The sequence below is a fragment of the Paenibacillus sp. FSL H8-0079 genome (assembly GCF_037991315.1).
In the GTDB taxonomy this organism is placed as follows: domain Bacteria; phylum Bacillota; class Bacilli; order Paenibacillales; family Paenibacillaceae; genus Paenibacillus.
The window spans coordinates 5,758,234-5,781,387 of sequence record NZ_CP150300.1 but is presented as its reverse complement, the minus strand read 5'-3'; the positions used below and the strand labels follow the sequence as shown (position 1 = coordinate 5,781,387).

The window sequence follows — 23,154 nt, the reverse complement described above, 5'->3', positions numbered from 1 at the left end:
TATAATATTTAAGTATATAAAAGAGGGTCCTGATGACATTTGTCATTAGGACCCTTTTTGTTATGAACATACCCATTATGAATCTATGGCTAAAATTCCTATGTCAAAATCAGTAGAGGAGAGGGCACATTTATGAAATCCTTTGACTGATAGCCGAGGCTATAGGATAAGTACTCTGATGTTATAGGGACGCACAAAGAGTTTATCCATTTCTCAAAATAATATACAATGATAGTTGTTATATGAACTTATATCCTTAGTTCAGAGATAATGCATCTTAATGACTCTCCACATGATCAGTTTTTAACTGGTATGCCCATGAGCAACAGGATATGCAATGAGTGTGAAAATGATGCTCATAATAGCCTTATCCATGGTCATGTTTGTTTTGAAATTTACTATGGTTACGCCCAAGTCGTAATCGTTTCAACCGGGAGACGATAGGAAGGATATCCATCTTTGGCTGCTTTACCTATGGAGATCAACATCACGGGCTGGAAGCGTTCTTTATCCAAGCCGAAAACTTCAGCAATCTGGTCTTTGTCATAACCGGCCATAGGGTTCGTATCATAGCCATGAGCACGGGCAACGAGCATGAGTTGCATGGAAATGAGGCCTGAGTCAATGAGGTTCATATCACGCAATTCGGATGCGTTTATGTTCGCATAGTAAGGTTTTACCTGCTGCATCTGCATATCCATGATGTCTTGTGGCATATATCCAAGTTCGACTGATTTGCTGAAGATCTCTTCCATGTATTCAACGTTGTTAGCATCGTAGAATACGGCAATGACAGCCGAAGACGTTAGTGCCTGTGTCTGGTTAAAAGAGGCCAGTGGTGCAAGCTTCTCTTTGCCTTCAGCACTGTCGATGACAAGAAAACGCCACGGTTGCATGTTAATGGCCGAAGGGGCACGTGAAGCTTTCGCCAGTATCTCGGTCATCTCCTCGCGGCTGATTTTCACTTCAGGGTCGTAGGTTTTAACGGAATGGCGCTCCAAGACGATGTTATCAAAATCATTTGTTTTGTTGAGGGTATTCCATATGAAAATTAGTGAAGTGGCGAGCAGGGTAAACCTTCCGATATCCACTATTCGGTATTATGAGAAAATAGATATTATCACGGATGAACATGTGCTGAGAGATCATAATAATTATCGAATATATGCGGATAGCATTATTCAGCATCTGGAAGTGGTCAAACAATGTTTAGCTGTTGGTTTTACGATTCATGAGATTCAATCTATGGTCTCTAAACATGGGTTTTCGAGTAAAGATCAAGCAAGCATTATCCAAGCCAAAATATCAGAAATTGAAGAAGCGCAAAAACAATTAGAGCATTCCAAACAAAATCTGTACGAAATTCTTAAAGCGGATATCACATGTGAGGATGGTTTTGGTAAGTATTGAGCCGGACGTTCCTTTTGAGCTTTTCATTCAGTACGTTCTTACATCAAATCGATTCAATCGAGTACAGACCGTCCTGTAAACGTAGACTACCGGGCTGCCCGATTTCCACCTTAACCTCCGTGGCAAATACACCAGGCATACGGCCGTCTGGGAACCAGGGCATCTGTTTATCAATGACAATAAACATGCCTTCTGCGTCACCCGTGGGGGAGAATTTCTTTCCGTCTCCAGCAAAGGGTTCAAGTTGATAATGCCCATTCAACGTGCTCATCGTCTCAGGAACATCATCGACAGGCAGGCCGATTTCACTAATGCACAGCAGATGCTTCGCTTCGAAAGCTTCCTCGACTGCATTATCGAGTGAGTGGTGAGCGATGAATTCCATCAAGTTTCCGTTTGGATCATAGAAATAGAAGGCTGTTGCATTCCAGTAAGGGAAATAAAATTCATCCTTTCCATCCTTGGAAAGCAACGGAATGTTACGGTCTTGGGCCCACCTTTTCGCATCAGCAAGTTTATTCGTTGGAATCGTAAACGCTACATGATAGTATGGCTTCTCTTGCTCTGGCGCCTTCTTGAAAGAAAGGACCGAGTCTCCGGCACGGAATGAAACGAATGTTGTACTATCCTCCACAAGCTCCAACTCCAGTACTGTACCGTAAAACTCCTTTATGGCCTCGATCTGATGTGCCAACAAACCAACTTCTCTTATTCTCATTTCAATATCTCTCCTTTTAAACTCACCTTTGATTGAAATACTCGATTGTCTTCTCAATAAATGCTTTAGCTGATTGTGTCAGGTAACGGTCGGACCGATGGATGATCTCAAAGTGTCGGTATGGCGGATCGTCTGTAATTCGAATGCAACGTAGCGTGGGTTCATTCATGGCTTGGATCAGAGGATAAGGCAGCAGTGTTCCTCCGACGTTGGCTTTGACCAGGCTAATGATAGAGGTTGCCGAACTGGTCTCCATGATGGTGTTTAGGGTGAATCCATATTTACGGCAATAACCGTCGACTAATTCTCTGCCCGTAAATCCTTCTGGAAACATCACCGTTTGAATATCACGCAGTTCCTGGATTCCAATCGTGCTTCGGTCAGCCCAATCATGATTCTCGGAAACGACCAGTACATACTCTTCACTGCACAAAGGAATGCGTACAAGCCGATCATCAGGGGCAGACGTGATCTCGATGCCGATGTCGACTTCATTTTCCAACACTTGATTCACGACATAGATCGAAGAAATCACTTTCAATTGCACTTTGGGGAATCGAGCATGAAAATCAACGAGCAGTGGAGTGAGACGGTAATCCAAATCGGATGGAAGAACACCAATGACTAATCGACCTCGCTGATCATTACGGAATTCAGCTAGCGCATCTTGGGTATTCTGTAAATGCCGGATCATCTGTACACAGTGCTCCAGAAACAGAGACCCTGCCTGGGTCATCACAATCTTTTTGCCAACACGATCAAATAAAGGAACACCAAGTTCATCCTCCAACCCACGTATTTGTTGACTCAACGTAGGTTGAGATATGCCAAGTTTCTCAGCTGCCCGGGTAAAATGAAGCTCCTCACACACCATAATAAAGTTTTCCATTTGACGAATCTCCATGAATTCACCTCCAATCATTGGTTTTAGTAATCATTTTAATAGAAACAATAGTATTGTTCAATCATTATATTGAATCTATACTTAGTCAGTGTACCAACCCAAGATCCTTTCGCGGCCCAATAAGATCTTGGTAAATGTATCGATACTACTACCATGAGGTGATCCATAATGAAACTTTTCTATATTGTATTGGCGCTTATCCTGGCTTCACTAAACTTGAGACCACCCATTACATCGATTTCTCCGCTAATGAGCACCATACAGCATGATCTGGGTTTGAGCGGTATGACCGCCAGTCTGTTAACTACACTACCGGTATTATGTATGGGCATATTCGCTCCGTTCTCCGTAAGAATAAGTAGAAGGTGGAGGAATGAAGGTGCCATTGTGCTGGCTTTAATCCTTATTGGGTTAGGTACGGGATTACGATTGTTCGTGGGTGCAACCCCGTTAATGATGTTCACTTCTTTTCTGTCGGGTGTAGGGATTGCATTGGCAGGGCCGCTGTTGTCCAGCTTCATTAAGCAGTATTTTCCTAACCGAGTGGCAGCTATGGTAGGCATCTACTCTACAGCGATGGTGATGGGGGCCAGCATTAGCGTGGGACTATCGGTTCCGCTCCAGCATGCGCTGGGTGGATCTTGGAAAGGGTCTTTAGCCACGTGGGCATTACTCGCAGTCATTGCATTACCGATCTGGTTGAAATTGGCCTATTCTGCGCGCACAGAGCGACAATCCGGTAAAACTACGGCTGTAGTTCATTCACCACTTCCGGTGAAGAACAGGCGTGCCTGGGTGCTGACACTGTTCTTCGGATTGATGGCCGCGATCTTCTATTCATTAACCGCCTGGCTTGCGCCAGCCATTCATAGCCATGGATATAGCCAAGAGACTGCTGGCAACATCCAAACGTTATTTACATTGATATCACTGCCCTCAACGTTATTCATTCCCATGCTTGTACACCGGTACCAAAGACGTGTCTTCTGGCTTGTTGGATGTGCGATGTTGGAGTTAATAGGTGTCCTGATGCTGAACCTCTCTGTCAGTCCGTGGCTCGCGGCGATCCCACTCGGTATTGGCGCAGGTGGACTGTTCCCGATTGCACTCATGTTGCCGATTGATGAGACAAACAATGCTCAGGAAGCAAGTAGCTGGTCCGCTATGACTCAATCTGGTGGCTATATCTTGGGAGCACTGGGGCCGCTTGCGATTGGTTGGCTCCACGATCTGACAGGCAGTTTCGTGCAAGCATTCTATGGTTTGGCTATCATCATCGTGCTGCAGATTATCGTTCAATTGGCTATTGGCAATAAGAAAAGCTCAAAAGTTGTTGGCCATGAGCAGGATCTAAAAGGCATGTAAAGTAAAATGGACATAGAGATATGATCTTTATACATGATCTAACAAGTCCATATAGTACTGCCGTAATGATTCTTTTAACGTGTCCGGTTCCATGATCTTAATGGATTTGCCGAATCCTGCGAGGTACCGAGTGATGAAATCAATTTCATGAGGCTCATACGAACCGACAAGAAGCATTTGTGCCGATTCACTTCCCGGTTCATTGACGTGCATGATCTGCATAGATGGAAAATGTTCTTGCTGGAAAAGGTCAACCCCGGCTTCATCAATCAGGCACTTGAATGAAGTTGCTTGTTCCGATGGTTCCCATAACGAATGGGTATCCTGTGCTTGAAGTTCACTAACATGAGCTAAAGGTTCAATGTCGGACACTTCAGCTGAAGTGATCCGGTCGCAGCGGAACACTCGGTATGCTTGTTTATTCAGATCATAGGCCTGGCAATACCAGTAGCCCCTCTTGGCATAGAGCGTGATAGGTTGAATGGTACGGATGGTGAAGCTGGATGTGCGAGATGGTGAACTCGATGGCTCAGGATCGGAATGGTTTGCAGAAGCCGGCCCTGTATCAGTAGATCTTCGTTGATCAGGATACGTAATCTGGATCACTATATTTTGCACTGCAGCCATTAACAGAAACTCCAAATGCTCGCTATCGCGAATCTGCTCCGTATGTCTGAAGGATACCCGGTGTTGAATGTTCTCAATATCCTGTCGTTGCTTGTCGGATAAGGCGCTCATAAATTTCTCATGAATGGTACGGAAAGAAACCTGGAAGGGTAAGCTGGAGAAGCTGCGGAGGGCCTGCATCGCAAAATAAAGGGCATGAAGCTCCCCCGTATTAAACGAAATGGGAGGCAGCTGCATCTGTTGCAGCAGTCGGTATCCGCCGTAGCGTCCATATTCGACATAGATGGGCGCACCCAACTCTTCCAATGAAGCGATATCTCTTAACGCGGTTCGCTTGGAGATCTGGAACTCCTGCATAAGATCTTGCAGGGTGAACTGTTGTTTTTGATTAATATAGCGTAGCATCTGGTTCATGCGTTCTGATTTTTTCATATCGAAACCTCTTAATGGTGCCACAAGTTGGCACCTTTCGTTGTTAGCGTGCCCAGAGGCACGCATTATCTAGTTGGTGAAAGTCCAATCAAAGGAGGGGCCAAGCCACCTTTGTAGCTAGGATGCTTGCACATGGCGAGATCTGTGTGTAAAAGCGCATCGACAAAAGTACCGGTCAGAGACCGGGCGAGCGACAATCCAGGCCGCAACATCAAGTGAATCCTGCCGCGTCGTCAAAAGGGCCCTGCGAAGGGGAAAAGAGGGAGCCGAGTCTTGTGACAATGGACGAAGGCCAAGGAAGCTGTGCAGAACTTGGGACAACAGTGAAGAACCCTCCGGCGTAAAGGGAACGGCATGGCTTGAAAGATGATGCAGTGAACTGGGGAGACCCTCCCCCACACGGATTTTTTTTTTTAGGAATTCCGTAAAGAGATGCTCTATAAGTCCAAAAGACGAAGTGAAACGTCTGTGGGAAGGGAGTCCGAGGGGCTCATAGTACCGAAGAACCCAAGGACAACATAACCTTGGGGAGGGAAGGAGCCCTGCTTTGTTTATGCTTTTGGAGGAGGTACGAGTGAGTGAATGCCAACCGGCTAACAACACCAAAGGAAAAAGTTCAAAAACTCCAAGAAAAGCTAGGCCATGTGGCCAAGGAGAACAGCAAGCGTAAATTCCATGCCTTGTACGACAAAGTCTACCGGTGGGATGTCTTGTGCGAAGCCTGGAGACGAGTGAAAGCGAACAAGGGAGCGGCAGGTGTAGATGCCATGACGCTTGCGGATGTGGAGGAACAAGGAGAAATGAACTTCCTCGAGGACTGTGAACGAGCATTGAAAGAAGGCACCTACCATCCGCAGCCTGTACGGCGGCACTATATTCCCAAGAAAGATGGGAAGCAAAGACCGCTGGGCATACCCACCGTGCGCGACCGTGTCATACAGATGGCAACGAAACTGGTGATTGAACCTATCTTTGAAGCGGATTTTGAGGACGTATCCTTCGGATTTCGCCCGAAACGAAGTGCAAAAGGAGCGCTGGAACGAATTCGGAAAGCCTGCAACCGCAAAGGGAATTGGGTAATCGACGTCGATATCCAAGGTTACTTCGATAACATTAATCAAGAGAAGCTTATGAAATTGGTGCAGATGCGCATCAACGACAGGCGGATACTGAAATTAATACGGAAGTGGCTTCAGGCGGGAGTGATGGAAGAAGGAAACGAAAGGCGCTCCGATTTAGGAACACCGCAAGGTGGTGTGATATCACCGCTTCTGGCGAATATCTATCTGAACTATTTTGACCGACTATGGGAGAAACATGGAAGAGGTCTGGGAGAACTGACAAGGTATGCAGACGACTTTGTAGTAATCTGTAAAACCAAAAAGGATGCCGAGCATGCGTATGAACTCATAGGCAAAATTATGGAACGTCTGGAGCTAACCCTGCACCCGATCAAAACTCGCATTGTAGGTCTATGGACAGGAGACGAGGGATTCGACTTCCTAGGAATGCACCACCGAAAAACGAAAGCAGAAACGTCGCAAGGGAAGGTATATCACACCACGCAACAGTGGCTAACGAAAAAGGCGGAGGAACGTATTCAAGGGGTAGTCAAAGAAAGACTGGCTCCACCGAGTATGCGGTCGAAATCGTTCGCGGAGCATGTGAAATGGCTCAATCCGAAGATTCAAGGATGGAGAAATTATTACTACACGAGCTACAGCCAAAAGAGATTAGCTAAGTTGGACTGGTATATTCTGCAACGATTAACACGGTGGTACGCGAAGAAGAGACAACGTAGGAGTTGGATGAGTTCACGATCGGAAGTCAAGTATATTGCCAATATGTATGGATTAAAAACGCTATTGTAATCTCTGCATGCCCATGAATGACGAACATCGGAAAGCCGTATGAGGGAAAACCTCACGTACGGTTTGATGAGGAGGGGCTGGTTTGAATCCAGCCCTTTACTCTAGTAGTGATAAGTGTAATCCAATAGGAACAAGGAGGCAATATAATGAATTTTGAAGTGATACCATTTTTATCGATGAACGGGGATGCGGCGGCAGCCATTGCTTTTTATCAGGAGTTTCTGGGCGCCAAGGTGATATTCAAGAAAAGTTATAAAGAGATGAAGGAGATGAACCCGGGCTTCGAGTACCCTGCCGGTCAAGATGAATATATTACACATTCGGTGCTGGAGATTGGGGTCAACAAGGTCATGATTGCGGAAGAAGCAATGGACACGGAGAGAGCATGGCAGCTGGGAAACAGCACATCATTATGTATCCAATCCAAGGATAAAAGTACAATCGATCAACTGTATCATTCTCTGATGCAACATGAGGGTGTGAAGGTACTGGTACCTTACGAGCAAAATGAATTCAGCCCAGGATACGGCATTGTGCGGGACCCGTTTGGTATTGCGATTCAACTGTGTGTGACGGTGCATGATTTTTGATTGAAGTGAGGAACCACACTCATTCATTCATGCCTCAGATAAAGATTCATCACCAAAGCTTCACTTCAGTAGCCCCATAGATTAGGTATAATCTACAGTAGAGGTTTGGACAACAGAGCAGGGTGTCTGAGCAGAGAGGGGCTGGGGGTTGAAGTGAGGAAACAAGGCGCTATTGGCAAAGAGAGCAGGCTTCGTCTCTTGGAAGCAGCAGCAGAGGAGTTTGCATTGAGTGGGTTCTATCAGACAAAAATAAGTTCAATTGTTGCTCGGGCTGGGTTAACACAACCTGCATTCTATCTGTACTTTGAGAGCAAAGAAGCTGCTTTTGCAGAGCTGGTGGCAGATTTTCGTAATGGCCTCAGTCAGGCAGTGCGAGATAGTCATATCGGGCCGGGAAAGAATAGAAATGACCTCAAGGAAGCGGTCGTGGCCTCGTTGGAGCAGATCTACCGATTCCTAGGACGGAATCCCGCATTGACCCGAATTGGATTGTATCTGTCCCCGGAGTCCGTGGGCATCAAGGCTGAGATTGCCGGGCTCATGGAACAAAATCTGATTGAAGAACAGCAAGCCGGATATTATCGGCAGGATCTCGATGCGATTTTCTTCGCGGAATGTTTACTTGCTATCATTGAACGCTTAACCCTGATTAAGCTGTTGCCTGGTCGCGAAACGCCTTCGCAGTTGGCACGGCAGACGCAGGATCTCTTTTTCTACGGCATATTGGACATGCAGCAGCGAAGCTAAATGAGTTCAATAGGAAGAGCCAGACCCGGATTATCGGAGTCTGGCTCTTATTATATATGAAGCTATATGGCACTCGCAGCGTAAAAACCAGAACGAACAGCAGTACCTACTTTGCCAATCTTCACACAATCGCCCATGAGGCTGGTCTTGGTTCCGAACTTGGCTCGGATCAGCTCAGCGATCGTTGTATTCTTTCTCATCCCAAAGGCGTTAATGATCGTATCTGCTTCAATGAACACTTTGGAACCATCAGCTTTCTCTGCATGTAACCCATTAGCCTCAAAGGAGAGGACCTTGTGTCCACCGAGAATGGTCACTCCGTAGCGATCGAGCATAGGCATCAGTGCTGCACGGTTAATGTACATCACATCTTGCCCCGCTTCCGGGCGCATCTCGATGATGGTGACTTTTTTGCCTTCCATAGCCAGCTCAAGTCCCAGATCGCAACCTGTTAAACCCCCACCAGTAATGACAATATGTTCGCCGCGCACAAGTTCTTTTTGTAAATGGGCATCAATGGCTCCCACGACATTATCGTTATCGATTCCAGGGATTGGAGGCACAAGAGGTACTGCTCCTGCACCGATGAAAATATGATCAGCTGCTTCAAGTGCCGGATCATCCGGCTTGATCTCATGATTTAACTTCACCTTCACGTGTAGCTGGGTTAATTGCCGCTCATACCAGCCAATCAGGGCGCGCAACTGACCTTTGAATTCCGGGGTTGCTGCACTGGTGACCTGTCCACCGACAGTGGCTTCTTTTTCATACAGTGTAACCTCATGGCCTTTGAGTGCTGCTACACGTGCTGCTTCCAGACCGGATGGTCCACCGCCTACAACAACGACCTTCTTGGCAGTCTCCGCCTTGTGAATCGCAAAACGTTTCTCGTTCGCTGCCTGAATGTTAACTGCACAGCTGATTTTGGTATTCCGTTCGATAATCCGACCGATGCATTCCTCGTTACAACGAATACAAGGACGAATATCCTCCCGCACATTATCCCGCAGTTTGTTTGGAAGCTCGGCATCGGCAATCAATGCGCGACCAAACATGACGAAGTCAGCATTCCCGGATTCGATTAAGCGGACAGCACTCTCCGGTGTATGGCTCCCCGAGTTCAAGATGGGAATGTTCACAACCTGACGAGCAGGTTCACACATATAATCCATACAAGCATCACCCAAGTAAGCTGGCGGGAAAATGTAATCAATTCTTTCGTAGGAACCTGCATCTATATCAACGGCATCTACGCCAGCACGTTCGAGAATCTGCAACATCTCCAGACTGTCCTCTACCGTACGTCCGCCTTCAAAGCGATGATCCAGTGCCATCCGGAACAAAATGGGCATGTCTGGACCCACAGCTTGGCGGATCGCCTGTACGATCTCAACGGCGAATCGCATGCGTTTCTCTGTCGTGCCGCCATATTCATCTTCACGTTTGTTCCAGATCGGTGACATAAACTGATCGATCAAATAACCGGCGTGGGCATGAATTTCGATCCCATCAAAGCCCGCCCTTTTCAATCTGGCTGCCGAATCGGCGAATTGCTCCATAATTGTCTGTATTTCTTCCACCGTAAGTGGATGGCACAGAATTTCCGGATTATAGATGGCAGGGATGGCTGAAGCCGATACCGGAGCTTTCCCCGAACGATCGGGTAGCGCATTACGTCCAGTGCCGCAGCTGAGCTGAGCGATAATTTTGGTGCCGTAATGTTGTACTGCATCGACCAGATCCGTGAGCAATGGAATGACATAATCCTTCTCCACAATGCCTTCCAATACGCCCTGGGCTAGATCTTCCGTCAAAAATTGGGCCCCAAGGATGATCATACCCGCGCCGCCTTTGGCGCGTTCCTCATAATAGTCGATCTCTTCCAGAGAGAGGCGCCCATCAGGACTCGCTGAATTGGTTCCCATAGGAGACATGACAATTCGATTCTTCACTTCCATCGTTCCGATGCGGAATGGGGTGAATAGCTTTTCATAGGGATGATTCATGTGTGTGACCCCCTGTTGTTAATGTTGGATGAATGAAATAGACAGAAATATTGGATAATAAAATAGGTTACTCGCGAGTAATATAAGTGATAAACCCATCGTAAACGTTCAGCGATGAATTATAAGTGAAAAAAATCACAATCAATTCATGTTATCTAAATTTATGGAGCAGAGTATAGGTTACGAATCATCTAGAATAACAGAGGGAGTTGCTCTTGGCGATGTAATACAAAAGTGTATGCTTCTATGCTTTGTGTTACGATACGTACAAGTAGACGCGATCGGAAGGATGTTCTGTCACTACATGATTAATCACAGTTACGTTTAACGGATGGGGATAAGCTATTGAGTCGCACACGTTTTATTACATTTATTATAGGTGTCGTTGCCTTGTTTATCGCACTGAATGTGCTCTCTTTTCTGGAGGATGAGCATGCTCCGAAGGCGCATGAAGGGGTACTGGATCTGCGTCAGGTCGGAGGTTTGAAAGAGGGCGATATCGCCCTAAATGGAGAGTGGCTGTTTTATCCGGGGCAGTTACTGGATGGAACAGAGAAGACGAGCGTTCATGAATATATCGCTACCGTTCCTGGCAATTGGCGGTCGGCCATTGAACCTTATCTTCACAAGGGGGCGTTCGGGTATGGGACGTATCGTTTGAAAATATTGCTGGATGCCGAAGGAGAATCTGCACAGCAAATCGCCTTGCGTGTTCCCTTAATTCGTACAGCCCACACGTTGTTTGTTAACGGGGTACAGATTGGTTCGAACGGAGTTGTCTCGACAAGCGCCGGACAATACAGTCCCCAAGTAGAGCCCTATATCTCACATACGGAGATAAGCGGTTCCGAAGTGAATATTGATGTGCAGGTAGCCAACTATGATTTTGCGAATAGCGGGGGAATGATTGAACCCATTCAGATAGGCAGTATGGATGCTATATACCAATCGCAGCAGAGGAATGTGGCTTTTGAATTTGGCATTCTGGTTGTATTTGGTTTTCTGAGTATGATTTTTGGATTCATGCATTATCAGTCACCGCGAAGCGGCTGGATCTATATGTCTCTTTTTTTCATTAGCATGATGGTCACCAGCTCGTATCAGGGAACCAGATTATTATTCTGGCTTTGGCCTGACCTTACATATGCTACGGGCTTCATTGTATATTTTCTGTCCATCGTAGGCCTTACGTTCTGGATGTTTATGTTTGTCGCCTGTCAATTGGAAACGGTGATTAGACGTTGGGTGAGATACGCGGTGTACATTTTCAATGCGGCATTCATTATTTTGCTATTGATATTGCCGATTGACATGGTGTCACATCTGGTCGTGGTACTAGTGATCCAAAATGTGGCCGTGTATAGTTACTCTTTAGTGATCCTGCTTCGGAGTTTCCGAGGTGGCGATCCAGTTGCTGGACATCGGTTTTTAGCCTTTTTTATGTTTGCCGCACATAGCTGGTCCAACGTCTTATTGCAGCTCGGTCTCACCCACATGGGTGACTGGTACTTTATTCAGGTCTTTCTCTTCTCGGGTTTGTTTATCCTGATGTTTGTGCAGCAATTTGTACTGACTTATAGACGCTTGAAGCGACTATCCCTTGAGATGAAGCGTGTCGAGCGGTTCAAGAATGAATTCATGGCGAATATCTCGGATCAAATGAAGACTCCACTTCAGGCTCTGATTAGTATCGCTGATGCACGGCTTCAATCAGACCATCACCTTACAGCTGACCAGAGACAGGATCTGCAATTGCTTACATCGATGGGGTGGATGATGCGCAGCATGGTGGATGATATACTCGACTTCTCGCAAATTCGTGAGCAGCAAATATATTTGACGATCCGGTCCGTTGATTTCTATGCATTAGTGGATGAAGTGGTGGAACGTGTCCGATATATGGTATATGACCATTCCATAGTAATTACAAGCCATGTGGACAAGACATTGCCACGAGTAGCTGCCGATGAGCAACGCTTGCATCAGATTCTGGCAGGTGTGCTCCAGCATAGCTTGAAGGTTACCGTTACAGGTACCATCCAGGTTGAAGCTTCAGTAGTGAACGGGATGGTTGAAGTTCGTGTCCATATGCAGGGGGGCGCCATTTCATTGGAGCAGATCGTGCTTACCCGTGCGTTGTTCGAATCCAGGCTGGATCAGGATCATGCACATATGCATCACAATCCGGATGCTCCAGGGTTATATCTGGTCAAAGCTCTAACAGAATTGCATCATGGGAAGGTATATGTACCCGACAGTGAATCTGGAGTAATGGATATTATACTTACGCTACCGTTAAGTGCAGATTCGTCCAGAGATGAAACACAAGCTCTATTGTCGTCTATGGTTGAGCAGAAGGCGGCAGTTCAGTTGGTTGATAACCGTATTCTGAATATGTCATTGAACCGAAGTAATCGATTTATATCCAGTGTGTACCATATTATGATTATTGATGATGATGCGCTGAATTTGAATCTGCTACTGCCTATTCTGAATCTGGATGATTATCGTGTGACTGTGGTGAGAAATCCGGAAGAAATCATGCAGGGCATGCATCCATTGGATGAAATGGATCTGATTATCGTAAACCGCACGCTGTCTGGCATATCAGGTACCGTTATATGTGGCAAAATCCGTGAACAGTTCACCATGTTTGAACTACCCATTCTGTTACTGATCTCTGCATGGCAAGGGGATCGCGCGCTGGAAGCCGGATTAGCCGGGGCTAATGATTTTCTGCGCAAACCGGTGGAAGGTTCCGAACTTCGTGTCCGTGTACGTACCTTGCTACAGATGAAACGTTCCGTTGCTGAACGCATTCGCATGGAGCTGGCCTTTCTACAGGCGCAGATCAAGCCGCATTTTCTGTTCAATACTCTGAATTCCATTGCAGCACTAAGCAAAAGCAAACCTGCACAGATGAATGAACTGCTCAATGAATTGGGGAATTACCTGCGGGAAAGCTTCCGTTTTGACAACACGAATCCACTGACGCCTTTCAATCGGGAGTTAAAATTGGTGCAGTCCTATCTACATATTGAAAAGGTAAGATTTGACGATTGGCTGGACTTTAAGATTGAAGTGTTGACCTCAACAAACTTCCGAGTCCCTCCGCTGACCATTCAACCCTTGGTGGAGAATGCCGTACGTCATGGTATTATGCGACGTGCTGAGGGGGGACGCATTCTGATTCGGGTTACGCGGGATGAACAATTCATCCTGATTACGGTGAAGGATGACGGGGTAGGCATGCCGACGGAAACACTGGAACGGATTATGGAGGGGCCAACGGTCGAAGGTGGAATCGGCATCCGAAATATTGAGCGTCGACTCAAACAGCTATTCGGATGGGGACTGCTCATACATAGTTCCCTCGAACAGGGAACCGAGATTCAAGTCCGGCTTCCAATAGAAAAGGTGGGATTTCATGAAAGCGATACTGGTGGATGATGAACCGCTCGCGTTGAATCATCTTGCGGAGGAACTGGAGCGCATTAGCGATCTGGACATTATCGGGAAATACCGCAGTCCCAGACAGGCTCTCGAGCATATCGTACAGGTTCGACCGAATGTCGTTTTTCTGGATATTGAGATGCCTGAAATGAGCGGGATTGAACTGGCTGAGCGTATTCTGCAACAACTTCCAGCGACCAAAATTGTGTTTGTCACGGTATATGATGAATATGCAGTCAAGGCGTTTGAACTCAATTCACTGGATTATCTGCTGAAACCATTGCAGACAGAGCGGCTGGAGAAGACGATTCATCGATTGTTGCTAACGTCTGATCCTACCGAACGATTCCCGGATTCGCAGGTTATGCTTCATTGCCTTGGTCCACTGCAGTTTGAAAAGGCGGGGAGCCCGCCCATCACCATAAGATGGAAGACATTCAAAGCCCAGGAACTCTTCTCGTTCCTGCTGCAATATCGAGATAAACCTGTTCGCAAGCAGGTGCTGCTTGAACAGTTGTGGCCTGAGATTGAATGGAAACGCGGAGTAACCCAGCTCTACACAGCCATCTATCAGATTCGCAAACAACTACAGTCGGAGCAGGTTAATATCCAGATTTTCAACCTCGATGAAGGATATATGCTGCAATTGAACGGGGCATCCCTGGATATGGACACGTGGGAGAAAAGGGTAGCAGAAGCGCCTGCCGTTACAGCGTTAACGATGGATCTTCATTTACAGATTTCGTCTCTCTACAAAGGTCCATATCTGGGGGAAACAACGTATTTGTGGGCCGAAATGGAGCGACGCCGACTGCGCAATCTCTGGCTTCGCCATGAGAAGCAAATCGCTGATTATTATATCGCTGCCCGTCAGGATGAAGATGCTGTTGCACATTATCTCAAAATACAGCGCATGTTGCCTGATGAGGAAAATATATATGTGGTTCTGATGAACCTGTATCATCGACTCGGTGATCGACGTTCGGTCGAGGTACAGTATAGCCTGTTATGCCGTATGTTGAGTCAGGAAATGGACATGCTGCCTCATCCAGCTGTTCAGGAATGGTTCGAAAGCTGGAAATCCAATCGTTCAACCTAAGCCTACTTGCCCTGGCAAGTGGGTTTTTTTATGGTCCACTGCTTTCGAAAGTTATTTTGACTGGGACTTATGGTTCAGGTTTCAGAAATGTTTCAAATCGATGTTCTATAATGAAATAAGTAACATGTAGAGAGAGGCATCGATAATGGAACATACACTGGAACACAGTATTCAACATGGCATGGGTTCACATGATAACGTACTTGTCCTGATTTCATATTTGATTGCTGTTGCGGCTTCGTATAACGTTCTGGACCTCACGAGCAGAATTAACAAAGCCAGCGGTAGAAGTCGTTGGTTATGGCTATGTTTTGGCGCAATTGTCATGGGGATGGGCATCTGGTCCATGCATTTTGTCGGCATGATGGCGATGTCACTGCCATTCCCCGTTTCTTATGATCTTATCATTGTGCTGATCTCCGTGGCTGTAGCCATTGTGGCATCTTTGGTGGCGTTACTGGTGGTCTCCCGGCAGAGACTATCACTGTTACAGTTATTGGGCGGTGCCTGCCTGTTTGCGCTCGGTATCGTGTTGATGCATTATATCGGGATGTATGCGATGCAGGTGGAGATCCGATACGATGCCATGTATGTCGTGTTATCGGTCGTGATTGCGTGTGCTGCTTCAATTACAGCCCTGTGGTTATCGTTATATTTTCTTAAATCGGGTACACGTCATGATGTCTGGAAAAAGGTTGGAAGTGCCCTCATTATGGGAGGGGCCATTGCGGGCATGCATTATACAGGTATGATGGCAGTGCATATTGAATCGGACATGCCCCCGAACACGGTCATATCTTCATTAAACATGCTTTTGGACCAGAAGCGTCTGGCCTATTTTATTTCCATGGGTACGTTATTTACGCTGGGATTGTCGCTTGTTAGTCTGTACATATCAAGACTGTTTTCCAAACAGGAGTCGGAGAAGAAAGAGAACGAAAAATGGTATAGATCGCTCTATGAGCATAATCAGGATGGTATTATTTCCATTGATCTTCACATGCGAATTGTTGGAATTAATCCGGCAGCAGCCCGAATTGGTGGCATTAAGGAGAAACAATTAAAAGATCAATCCGTAAGTGCCCTGTTAACCATGATTGTGGAGGAGGATCGGGAACGCATCAGGCATATGTTCGGACGTGCTACGGATGGTGAAGAGATGAAGTACGAGACTGTCATCTATAGCACCAATCAGGAACGGGTTGAACTTGGTGTGGTGCTCGCACCCGTCATTGTAGATAAACAGGTGGTGGGAAACTATATCATCATGAAGGACATCACGGACGAAAAACGCGTAAAGGTGAGAAACTATCACCTGGCTTTTCACGATGAATTGACTGGACTGCCCAATCGCAGAATGTTTAATCAGAGGTTATCGGAAACGATGGAGTCGCATCGTTATGAGCAAAAGCAGTTTGCCGTCATGGTTCTTGATCTTGACCGATTCAAAGTTATTAATGACTCACTTGGACACATCTATGGAGATCTGTTTCTGCAGGAGATGAGCCGACGGATTAAGGATGAACTGAATGGTGAGGATGTAACGGTTGCCCGAATGGGTGGAGATGAGTTTGCAATTCTTGTTCATCAGTACACTAATCTTGGAGATATCACCCGCTTGGCGGAACGCATCATTCAGGCGATTGCGAAGCCTTGTTATCTAAAAGAGAGCGAGTTTTATGTTACGGGCAGCATTGGTATCGCCGTATTTCCGGACCATGGGCAAGATGCTGTAGAACTGCTGCAGCATGCAGATACGGCCATGTATGAAGTGAAAAAGAATGGCAAGAACGGATATCAGTTCTTCTCTGCCGCATTGCATCATGAGTTGCGGGAACGAATGATTTTGGAGAATGACCTTAGAAAAGCATTGGATCGAGGGGAATTCGTGTTACATTACCAACCTCAGATTCAGACAAGTGAAGTCAGCATGATTGGTGTCGAAGCCTTGGTACGGTGGAATCATCCGACCCGTGGATTATTGTATCCCGGCACGTTCATCTCGGTTGCAGAAGAGACGGGTATGATTATTGAGCTGGGTAATCGGGTGCTCCGGGAAGCTTGTGTTCAGATGCGGAATTGGCATGATGCAGGGGGACCTTTGATTCCGGTATCCGTGAATCTGTCCTCTCAGCAATTCCATCAATCCAATCTGGTGGAACAGGTTCGTCAGATTCTATTTGAAACGGGTTTGAGCCCGCAGTATCTGGAATTGGAAATCACGGAAAGCATGATGATGGATGCGATCGCTTCCATTGAAATTCTGAATCAATTAACCGAGCTTGGAATCCGGATCAGCTTGGACGATTTTGGAACAGGGTACAGTTCATTTAGTTATCTAAAAATGTTTCCGATTCACAAAGTGAAAATTGACCGCTCTTTTATCCAGGACATTGCGGTTAATCATAGCGATAGAGCCATTGTTTCGACTATGATTACAATGGCGAAACAATTGAATATGGATGTCATTGCAGAAGGCATTGAAACGAAGGGACAACTGGATATTCTGACCGAGCAGGATTGCAATGAGGTACAGGGGTACTACTACAGCAAGCCATTGCCAGCGGATGAGGTGGAGCAGATTTTCTTTTTGCCCCAGCGGTCAGGTAACGTATTGACGTTCTGAAAAATGACACATATAAAATAAACGGCAACAGGTGATCCAAAGTTCTGCAAATCGGGTATCAATAGTAGAGTCATTTAGAACCTGATGGATACATATGTTGTTATGCTCGTTGTTTTGCTGGTAAAAGGCTGTTTATTATGGAATGAACTGTGGGGGTTATCAAGTGCCTATATTAGATATGGAAAAGAAAGATGTTGTCACCGATGCACTGGTTATCAAGGCGATGGAGAAAAGTCTGGCTATCATTCGATTCGATCTGGATCGACGGGTAACGTATGTGAATGAAGTCTTTGCCCAGACGATGGGATATTCCGTAGATGAGATGTATGGCATGAAGCATCAGCAGTTATGCTTCGACCATTTTGTGAACACCCCGAACTATGACGCTTTTTGGAATAGCATATTTAATGGTGTTAGCTTCCAGGACAAGGTCGAACGCAAGGATGCAAAGGGAAATTCAGTATGGCTTGAGGCGACCTATATGCCGGTCTTTGATGAGAAGAATCAAAAAATACTGGGTGTCTCCAAAATCGCCACTAACATTACCAATCGTCAGAACAATATCTCAGCCGTGGTGAATGAATTGAAAAGCATGTCCCATGAGCTAAATGGGCAGGCAGATGTAGGGATTGAACGCAGCCAGGAATTAATGTCCAGCATCTCCTATATCTCAGAGGTGTCAGCTTCTAACCGTGCAACGTTGACTCATTTGCAGGAACAGGCTGGGTCGATTCAGGGAGTGGTTCGAACGATACGCGAGATTTCATCACAGACGCAGCTGCTTGCGTTAAATGCTGCCATTGAGGCTGCACATGCAGGAGAATTCGGACGAGGATTCGATATCGTGGCCAAGGAAGTAAAGAAACTGTCCGCAATGGTGGAAAGTTCGATTAATGAGATTAGAGATAGTGTGACTGGAATAACGAAGGAGATTGGGAATATCACAGGCGGTACAAAAAAGGTAGAGCAATATGTCGAGCAGAGCCAGAAGCGGATTGAGATCGCTTTGAATGATTTTACGGCCATTGCTGCCTCAGCTCACTTGCTGGATGCCAAAGCAGAGCATGTGACCAGAATCGTATAATAATATATTGCAGATAGCGGTTCCTTATACAGGAACCGTTTTTTTGTCGTTCTGTACATAAAAAAACGGGAATTATTGTGATCAAACGGGGACACAATACTTTGGAATACCTGCAGCTTCGTCATGCAGAGAAATGTTGGGGTGGGAACATGTGGTCAACAATTGTGTCCTACGTGCCGGAAAGTCCCATATGGATTCAGGCATTCTTGGTCTTTATCATTCCGATTGGCATTACCTTGACCATGCGCTGGATCAATGCTGCCATTAAGCGTGGAAGCTTCTCTCGTTCGAAGCAACCGTCCATATCCTCGAAGGATATCTCGCCAGCAGCCGCAGGGCAGGGTCAGGGAACCGAAACAGGTAACTATGCCAATATTAAATTAACTGAAAAGTACAATACAAATCTGACTAGTGTAAAAGAAAGCTTTGGACTCAATTCAGATGTGCATATTCGGGAATTTACCATTAGGGGTACGAATACACGGGCTGCGGTCATATATACCGAAGGCCTGGTAGATCAGGACTTAGTTGATGATCATTTAATTACACCATTGATGTTAGAAGGCATTCCTCTGCTTAAGCAGGAGGGTTTCCTTCATCCGGACAACGCACATTTACTGTCGGCATACCTGCAAAATCAATTGCTTCCAGTCAGTTTGGTTGAGGAAACCAAGTCTCTCCAAGAGCTCGCAGTTGGCGTGCTTTTTGGTAAAAATGCACTGTTAGTTGATGGTTTGCCAGGTGCTTTATTAATTGGAGCACATAAGATCAAAACACGAGGTATGAATGAACCCTTGTCAGAGGGATTGCTTCGTGGACCACGTATTGGTTTTACAGAGCAATTAAGCGATAACACAGGCATTCTGCGTCGTTATGGTACGGATCAGAGTCTTTTTATTCGAAAGTATGAAGTAGGTTCGCGGATCAAAAAAGATTTGGCGATAGCCTATATTCAGGATATTGCCGATCCCAATCTCGTGGCTGAAGTCTGCAAACGAATTGAAGAGATGGACATGGATTCGATGCTGGAATCTGGATATGTGGAACAACTCATTGAAGACAGTACCCTGAGTCCTTTTCAGCAGGTACTGAATACGGAAAGACCTGACCGGGTCATTGGCGCTTTGCTGGAAGGTCGGGTGGCTATTTTATTGGATGGAACGCCATTTGTGCTGGTTGTACCCGTGACCTTCAGCATGTTGCTACAATCTCCCGAAGATTACTATGAACGCTGGATTCCTGGAACCTTTTTGCGAATGTTGCGTTTTATGGCCGCCATGTTGGCATTGCTTGCTCCTGCACTGTATATCTCGTTTATCTCGTTTCATCCGGGACTTATCCCGACCAAGCTGGTATTGACGATTATTGAAACGCGCACGGGAGTACCGTTTCCTTCGATCATTGAAGTACTGATCATGGAACTTTCGATTGAGATTCTGAGGGAGGCCGGAATCCGGTTGCCTAAACCGATTGCGCCCGCGATGGGGATCGTCGGAGGTTTGATTATCGGCCAAGCAGCGGTACAGGCGGGTATCATAAGCCAATTTTTGGTTATTGTCGTTGCGGTTACAGCCATCTCCTCCTTTACGATTCCTGTCTATAGTGCAGGGTTAACGTTGCGGATTCTGCGATTTGCCGCCATGTTTAGTGCAGCTATACTCGGACTGTATGGCGTAGTTATGTTCTTCCTGCTTGTGTGTACACATCTGGCACGACTTTCGAGCTTTGGCGTGCCATATGTTGCCCCAGCAGTTCCTTATCACATGAATGAATGGAAGGATTTCGTTATCCGTGCTCCGTTAAATATGATGAGGTTGCGTCCCAAGATGACAAATCCGATAGATAAGGATCGAAAAAAATAATTGAATTGCTATCTACAGAAGGACTGGAGGTGAACTAAAGTGAGTGACTCCCAAGGAAAGCTAACCACGACGCAGGCCGTTGTAATTATTGTCAATTACATGCTCGGTGCCGGGATATTGACGTTACCTCGAACGACCAGCAAGGCTGTCGGAACACCAGATGTCTGGATTTCCATCATCCTGTCTGGACTGATTATTACTGGTATCGGAATCATTATGGTTACCCTGTGTCGCAGATTTCCGGGGAAAACCGTGTTCCAGTTCACCCGTGAAATTACGGGGAGCTGGATCGCTTACATACTGGGCGGTGCCATGATTATGTATTTCATGGTCATTGCCGCTTTCGAAATAAGAGTCATGGCTGATGTGACAGGAATGTATCTACTCGAACGCACCCCCACTTGGCCGATTGTGATGGTCTTCATGTGGATCGGTATATATATGATCTCAGGTGGACTTGGTGTCATTGTTCGTGTGTTTGAGATCATTCTGCCGATTACGATCATCATATTTGTCATTGAAATTCTACTTAGTAACCAGCTATTCGAGATTGGTAATCTGAGACCTGTGCTCGGAGATGGGATTATGCCTGTTTTCAAAGGACTGAAGCCTTCACTACTGTCATATACGGGATATGAGGTGATGTTAATCATGACTGCCTATATGAAAAATCCGAAGAAGAGCAATAAGGCGATGAGCTGGGGGATACTCGTATCCACCATTATTTATTTGATCACGGTTGTGATGGTTATAGGCAGTTTATCGCTCGATGGGATCAAAACTCGTACCTGGCCAACGCTGGATTTGGTAAGAAGCTTCGAGATTCAAGGTCTGATATTTGAGCGATTTGAGTCTTTGTTGCTTGTTATCTGGATTATGCAAATTTTTTCGACAACAGCGATTACACATTACTGCGCTTCGGTGGGCATTCGTGACTTGTTTCGCACCAAAAAAATCAAAGGTATTATGTATGGTCTGCTTCCGGTCATTTATGTGACAGCAATGATGCCTAAAACGGTGGATGATACCTTTGCACTGGGGGATATGCTGGGCAATGCATCCGTGTTGTTATTTGCCATCTTACCTCTGATACTGTTGTTGTTAAGTCTGGTTCGTAAAAAAGGAGGCAAGCATGCATGATTCCATTCCGTATGCTCTTACGTGTAGTATCTGCCTTGTGCATTCTGTTGACGCTATCTGGATGCTGGAGCAGCCGGGAGGTAGAGGATTTAAGTCTCTATGTTGGTCTTGGAATCGATGTCGGCAAAGAGACACAATTTGAGAAAGACATCGCTGCTCAGGGAGGTACATATCCAAAGAAGAACTATGTGACCGCTACGGTGCAGATCGCTCCAGGTTTCTCCAACAGTCAATCGAGCCAGCAATCCGGTTCGCCTTCTTCCGGCAAAACATCCTATTCCAATGAACAACTTTCTGGAGATTCTTTGCTGCAAATCTTCCGTCAGTTTGCGTTAAGGCGGGATCGGCCTCTCATCGGACATCATCTGAAGGTGATCGTCATCTCCAAGGATATTGCCAAAAAATATGGTTTGGACCAACTGCTTGATTTTGTCCTTCGAGATAATGATATACGTCCCAACTGTCTCGTACTGATAAGTCATCATCGTGCGGTAGATGTGCTATCTTCGCAGGACCCTTCTCGAATTCCAGCTTTCTATCTAACAGGGATCACGAACAATTCGTATCTATCCAACAAAGTCCTGGAACCAGTGTTGTTATCCAAGCTAGACGCCCAAATGCAGTCCGGTTCCAGCTTCCTGCTCCAGAATGTATTGAATTCGGATGGAGAGGACAAGTTCTCCGGAGGCAGCATATTCGATGGGAAAACGACCAAATTCCTCGGAGAACTTAGTCAAACGGATCTGGAAGGTTTATCGTGGCTCAAGCCCAAAGAACAAGGAGGGGTCTTGAAGACACACAACAAACAGGGATTCACCGTTGTATATGAAATAAAGAAGAAAAAAGTGAAAATCATTCCCAAAGTGGTTGGCAATGATATTTCATTCGATGTGAAGATTGAATCCCAAGGCTGGCTGATGGAGGACTGGCGTGCTCCCGAGGAAGAGGAAAAAGGTGCTTACCTCAGAGAGTTGGAAAAGGAATTTTCTGATCTGGCCGAACAACAGATTCGACAGGTGTTATACAAAATTCAGCATACCTATAAAGCTGATGTGGCGGATTTTCGAGATAGCTTGCGTATCAAAGAACCAAAAACATGGAAGAAAATCAAAGATGATTGGGACCAAATCTTTAGCACTGTACCGATTACGTATGATGTAAAGATCACGATTACCAATCCGGGCTCTTCCACCGAATAGCGTAGAATGGGACATTTATTA

The 23,154-nt window shown here is 46.0% G+C and carries 17 protein-coding genes; 12 read left to right on the top strand and 5 right to left on the bottom strand.

The window, feature by feature from the left end; genetic code table 11:
- Positions 1–404 precede the first annotated feature (404 nt).
- Positions 405–1,046, bottom strand: a complete 642-nt coding sequence (locus MHI06_RS25855) for a nitroreductase family protein (protein WP_340402187.1) — start codon at positions 1,044–1,046, stop codon at positions 405–407.
- Here MHI06_RS25855 and MHI06_RS25850 point away from each other — a divergent pair.
- Positions 1,045–1,410: a MerR family transcriptional regulator gene (locus MHI06_RS25850; RefSeq protein WP_340399559.1), complete on the top strand. Its 366-nt coding sequence runs from the start codon at positions 1,045–1,047 to the stop codon at positions 1,408–1,410. The genes MHI06_RS25855 and MHI06_RS25850 overlap by 2 nt on opposite strands.
- Positions 1,411–1,453: 43 nt before the next feature.
- Here MHI06_RS25850 and MHI06_RS25845 read toward each other — a convergent pair whose 3' ends face one another.
- Positions 1,454–2,128 (bottom strand): VOC family protein, encoded by a 675-nt coding sequence (locus MHI06_RS25845; protein ID WP_340399558.1) that lies wholly within the window; start codon positions 2,126–2,128, stop codon positions 1,454–1,456.
- A gap of 22 nt (positions 2,129–2,150) precedes the next feature.
- On the bottom strand, positions 2,151–3,032 hold the full coding sequence (locus MHI06_RS25840; RefSeq protein WP_340399557.1) for a LysR family transcriptional regulator: 882 nt from the start codon (positions 3,030–3,032) through the stop codon (positions 2,151–2,153).
- Between the two features lie 168 nt (positions 3,033–3,200).
- On the opposite strand from MHI06_RS25840, the gene MHI06_RS25835 reads away from it, so the two are divergent.
- On the top strand, positions 3,201–4,397 hold the full coding sequence (locus tag MHI06_RS25835) for an MFS transporter (RefSeq protein WP_340399556.1): 1,197 nt from the start codon (positions 3,201–3,203) through the stop codon (positions 4,395–4,397).
- A gap of 27 nt (positions 4,398–4,424) precedes the next feature.
- On the opposite strand, the gene MHI06_RS25830 is transcribed toward MHI06_RS25835, so the two are convergent.
- Entirely contained in the window at positions 4,425–5,456 is a 1,032-nt protein-coding gene (locus tag MHI06_RS25830) for a YafY family protein (RefSeq protein WP_340399555.1), read from the bottom strand.
- A gap of 578 nt (positions 5,457–6,034) precedes the next feature.
- On the opposite strand from MHI06_RS25830, the gene ltrA reads away from it, so the two are divergent.
- From ltrA to MHI06_RS25815, 3 genes are all read left to right on the top strand, one after another.
- Positions 6,035–7,327 (top strand): group II intron reverse transcriptase/maturase, encoded by a 1,293-nt coding sequence (gene ltrA, locus MHI06_RS25825; RefSeq protein ID WP_340399554.1) that lies wholly within the window; start codon positions 6,035–6,037, stop codon positions 7,325–7,327.
- Positions 7,328–7,473: 146 nt separating this feature from the next.
- On the top strand, positions 7,474–7,917 hold the full coding sequence (locus MHI06_RS25820) for a VOC family protein (protein ID WP_340399553.1): 444 nt from the start codon (positions 7,474–7,476) through the stop codon (positions 7,915–7,917).
- Positions 7,918–8,070: 153 nt separating this feature from the next.
- Positions 8,071–8,664 carry a TetR/AcrR family transcriptional regulator gene (locus MHI06_RS25815; RefSeq protein ID WP_340399552.1) on the top strand — a complete coding sequence of 198 codons (594 nt, stop codon included), beginning with the start codon at positions 8,071–8,073 and terminating at the stop codon, positions 8,662–8,664.
- A 62-nt stretch (positions 8,665–8,726) separates the two neighbouring features.
- On the opposite strand, the gene MHI06_RS25810 is transcribed toward MHI06_RS25815, so the two are convergent.
- The gene (locus tag MHI06_RS25810; protein ID WP_340399551.1) at positions 8,727–10,670 is read right to left on the bottom strand and encodes an NAD(P)/FAD-dependent oxidoreductase; all 1,944 of its coding nucleotides are present in this window, start codon (positions 10,668–10,670) and stop codon (positions 8,727–8,729) included.
- A 345-nt stretch (positions 10,671–11,015) separates the two neighbouring features.
- Between MHI06_RS25810 and MHI06_RS25805 the strand changes: the two genes are divergently transcribed.
- The 7 genes from MHI06_RS25805 (at position 11,016) to MHI06_RS25775 (ending at position 23,133) form a co-directional block, all read left to right on the top strand.
- Positions 11,016–14,120, top strand: coding sequence for an ATP-binding protein (locus tag MHI06_RS25805; RefSeq protein ID WP_340399550.1), 3,105 nt, complete (start codon positions 11,016–11,018; stop codon positions 14,118–14,120).
- Complete coding sequence (locus MHI06_RS25800) at positions 14,098–15,222, top strand: response regulator (protein WP_340399549.1); 1,125 nt, start codon at positions 14,098–14,100, stop codon at positions 15,220–15,222. The genes MHI06_RS25805 and MHI06_RS25800 overlap by 23 nt, the downstream gene beginning before the upstream one ends.
- Positions 15,223–15,367: 145 nt before the next feature.
- Positions 15,368–17,848 carry an EAL domain-containing protein gene (locus tag MHI06_RS25795; RefSeq protein WP_340399548.1) on the top strand — a complete coding sequence of 827 codons (2,481 nt, stop codon included), beginning with the start codon at positions 15,368–15,370 and terminating at the stop codon, positions 17,846–17,848.
- A gap of 163 nt (positions 17,849–18,011) precedes the next feature.
- Complete coding sequence (locus MHI06_RS25790) at positions 18,012–18,932, top strand: methyl-accepting chemotaxis protein (RefSeq protein WP_340399547.1); 921 nt, start codon at positions 18,012–18,014, stop codon at positions 18,930–18,932.
- A 149-nt stretch (positions 18,933–19,081) separates the two neighbouring features.
- Positions 19,082–20,794: a spore germination protein gene (locus MHI06_RS25785; RefSeq protein ID WP_340399546.1), complete on the top strand. Its 1,713-nt coding sequence runs from the start codon at positions 19,082–19,084 to the stop codon at positions 20,792–20,794.
- A gap of 39 nt (positions 20,795–20,833) precedes the next feature.
- Positions 20,834–21,934 (top strand): spore germination protein, encoded by a 1,101-nt coding sequence (locus MHI06_RS25780; protein WP_340399545.1) that lies wholly within the window; start codon positions 20,834–20,836, stop codon positions 21,932–21,934.
- The gene (locus MHI06_RS25775) at positions 21,931–23,133 is read left to right on the top strand and encodes a Ger(x)C family spore germination protein (RefSeq protein WP_340399544.1); all 1,203 of its coding nucleotides are present in this window, start codon (positions 21,931–21,933) and stop codon (positions 23,131–23,133) included. The genes MHI06_RS25780 and MHI06_RS25775 overlap by 4 nt, the downstream gene beginning before the upstream one ends.
- Positions 23,134–23,154 lie beyond the last annotated feature (21 nt).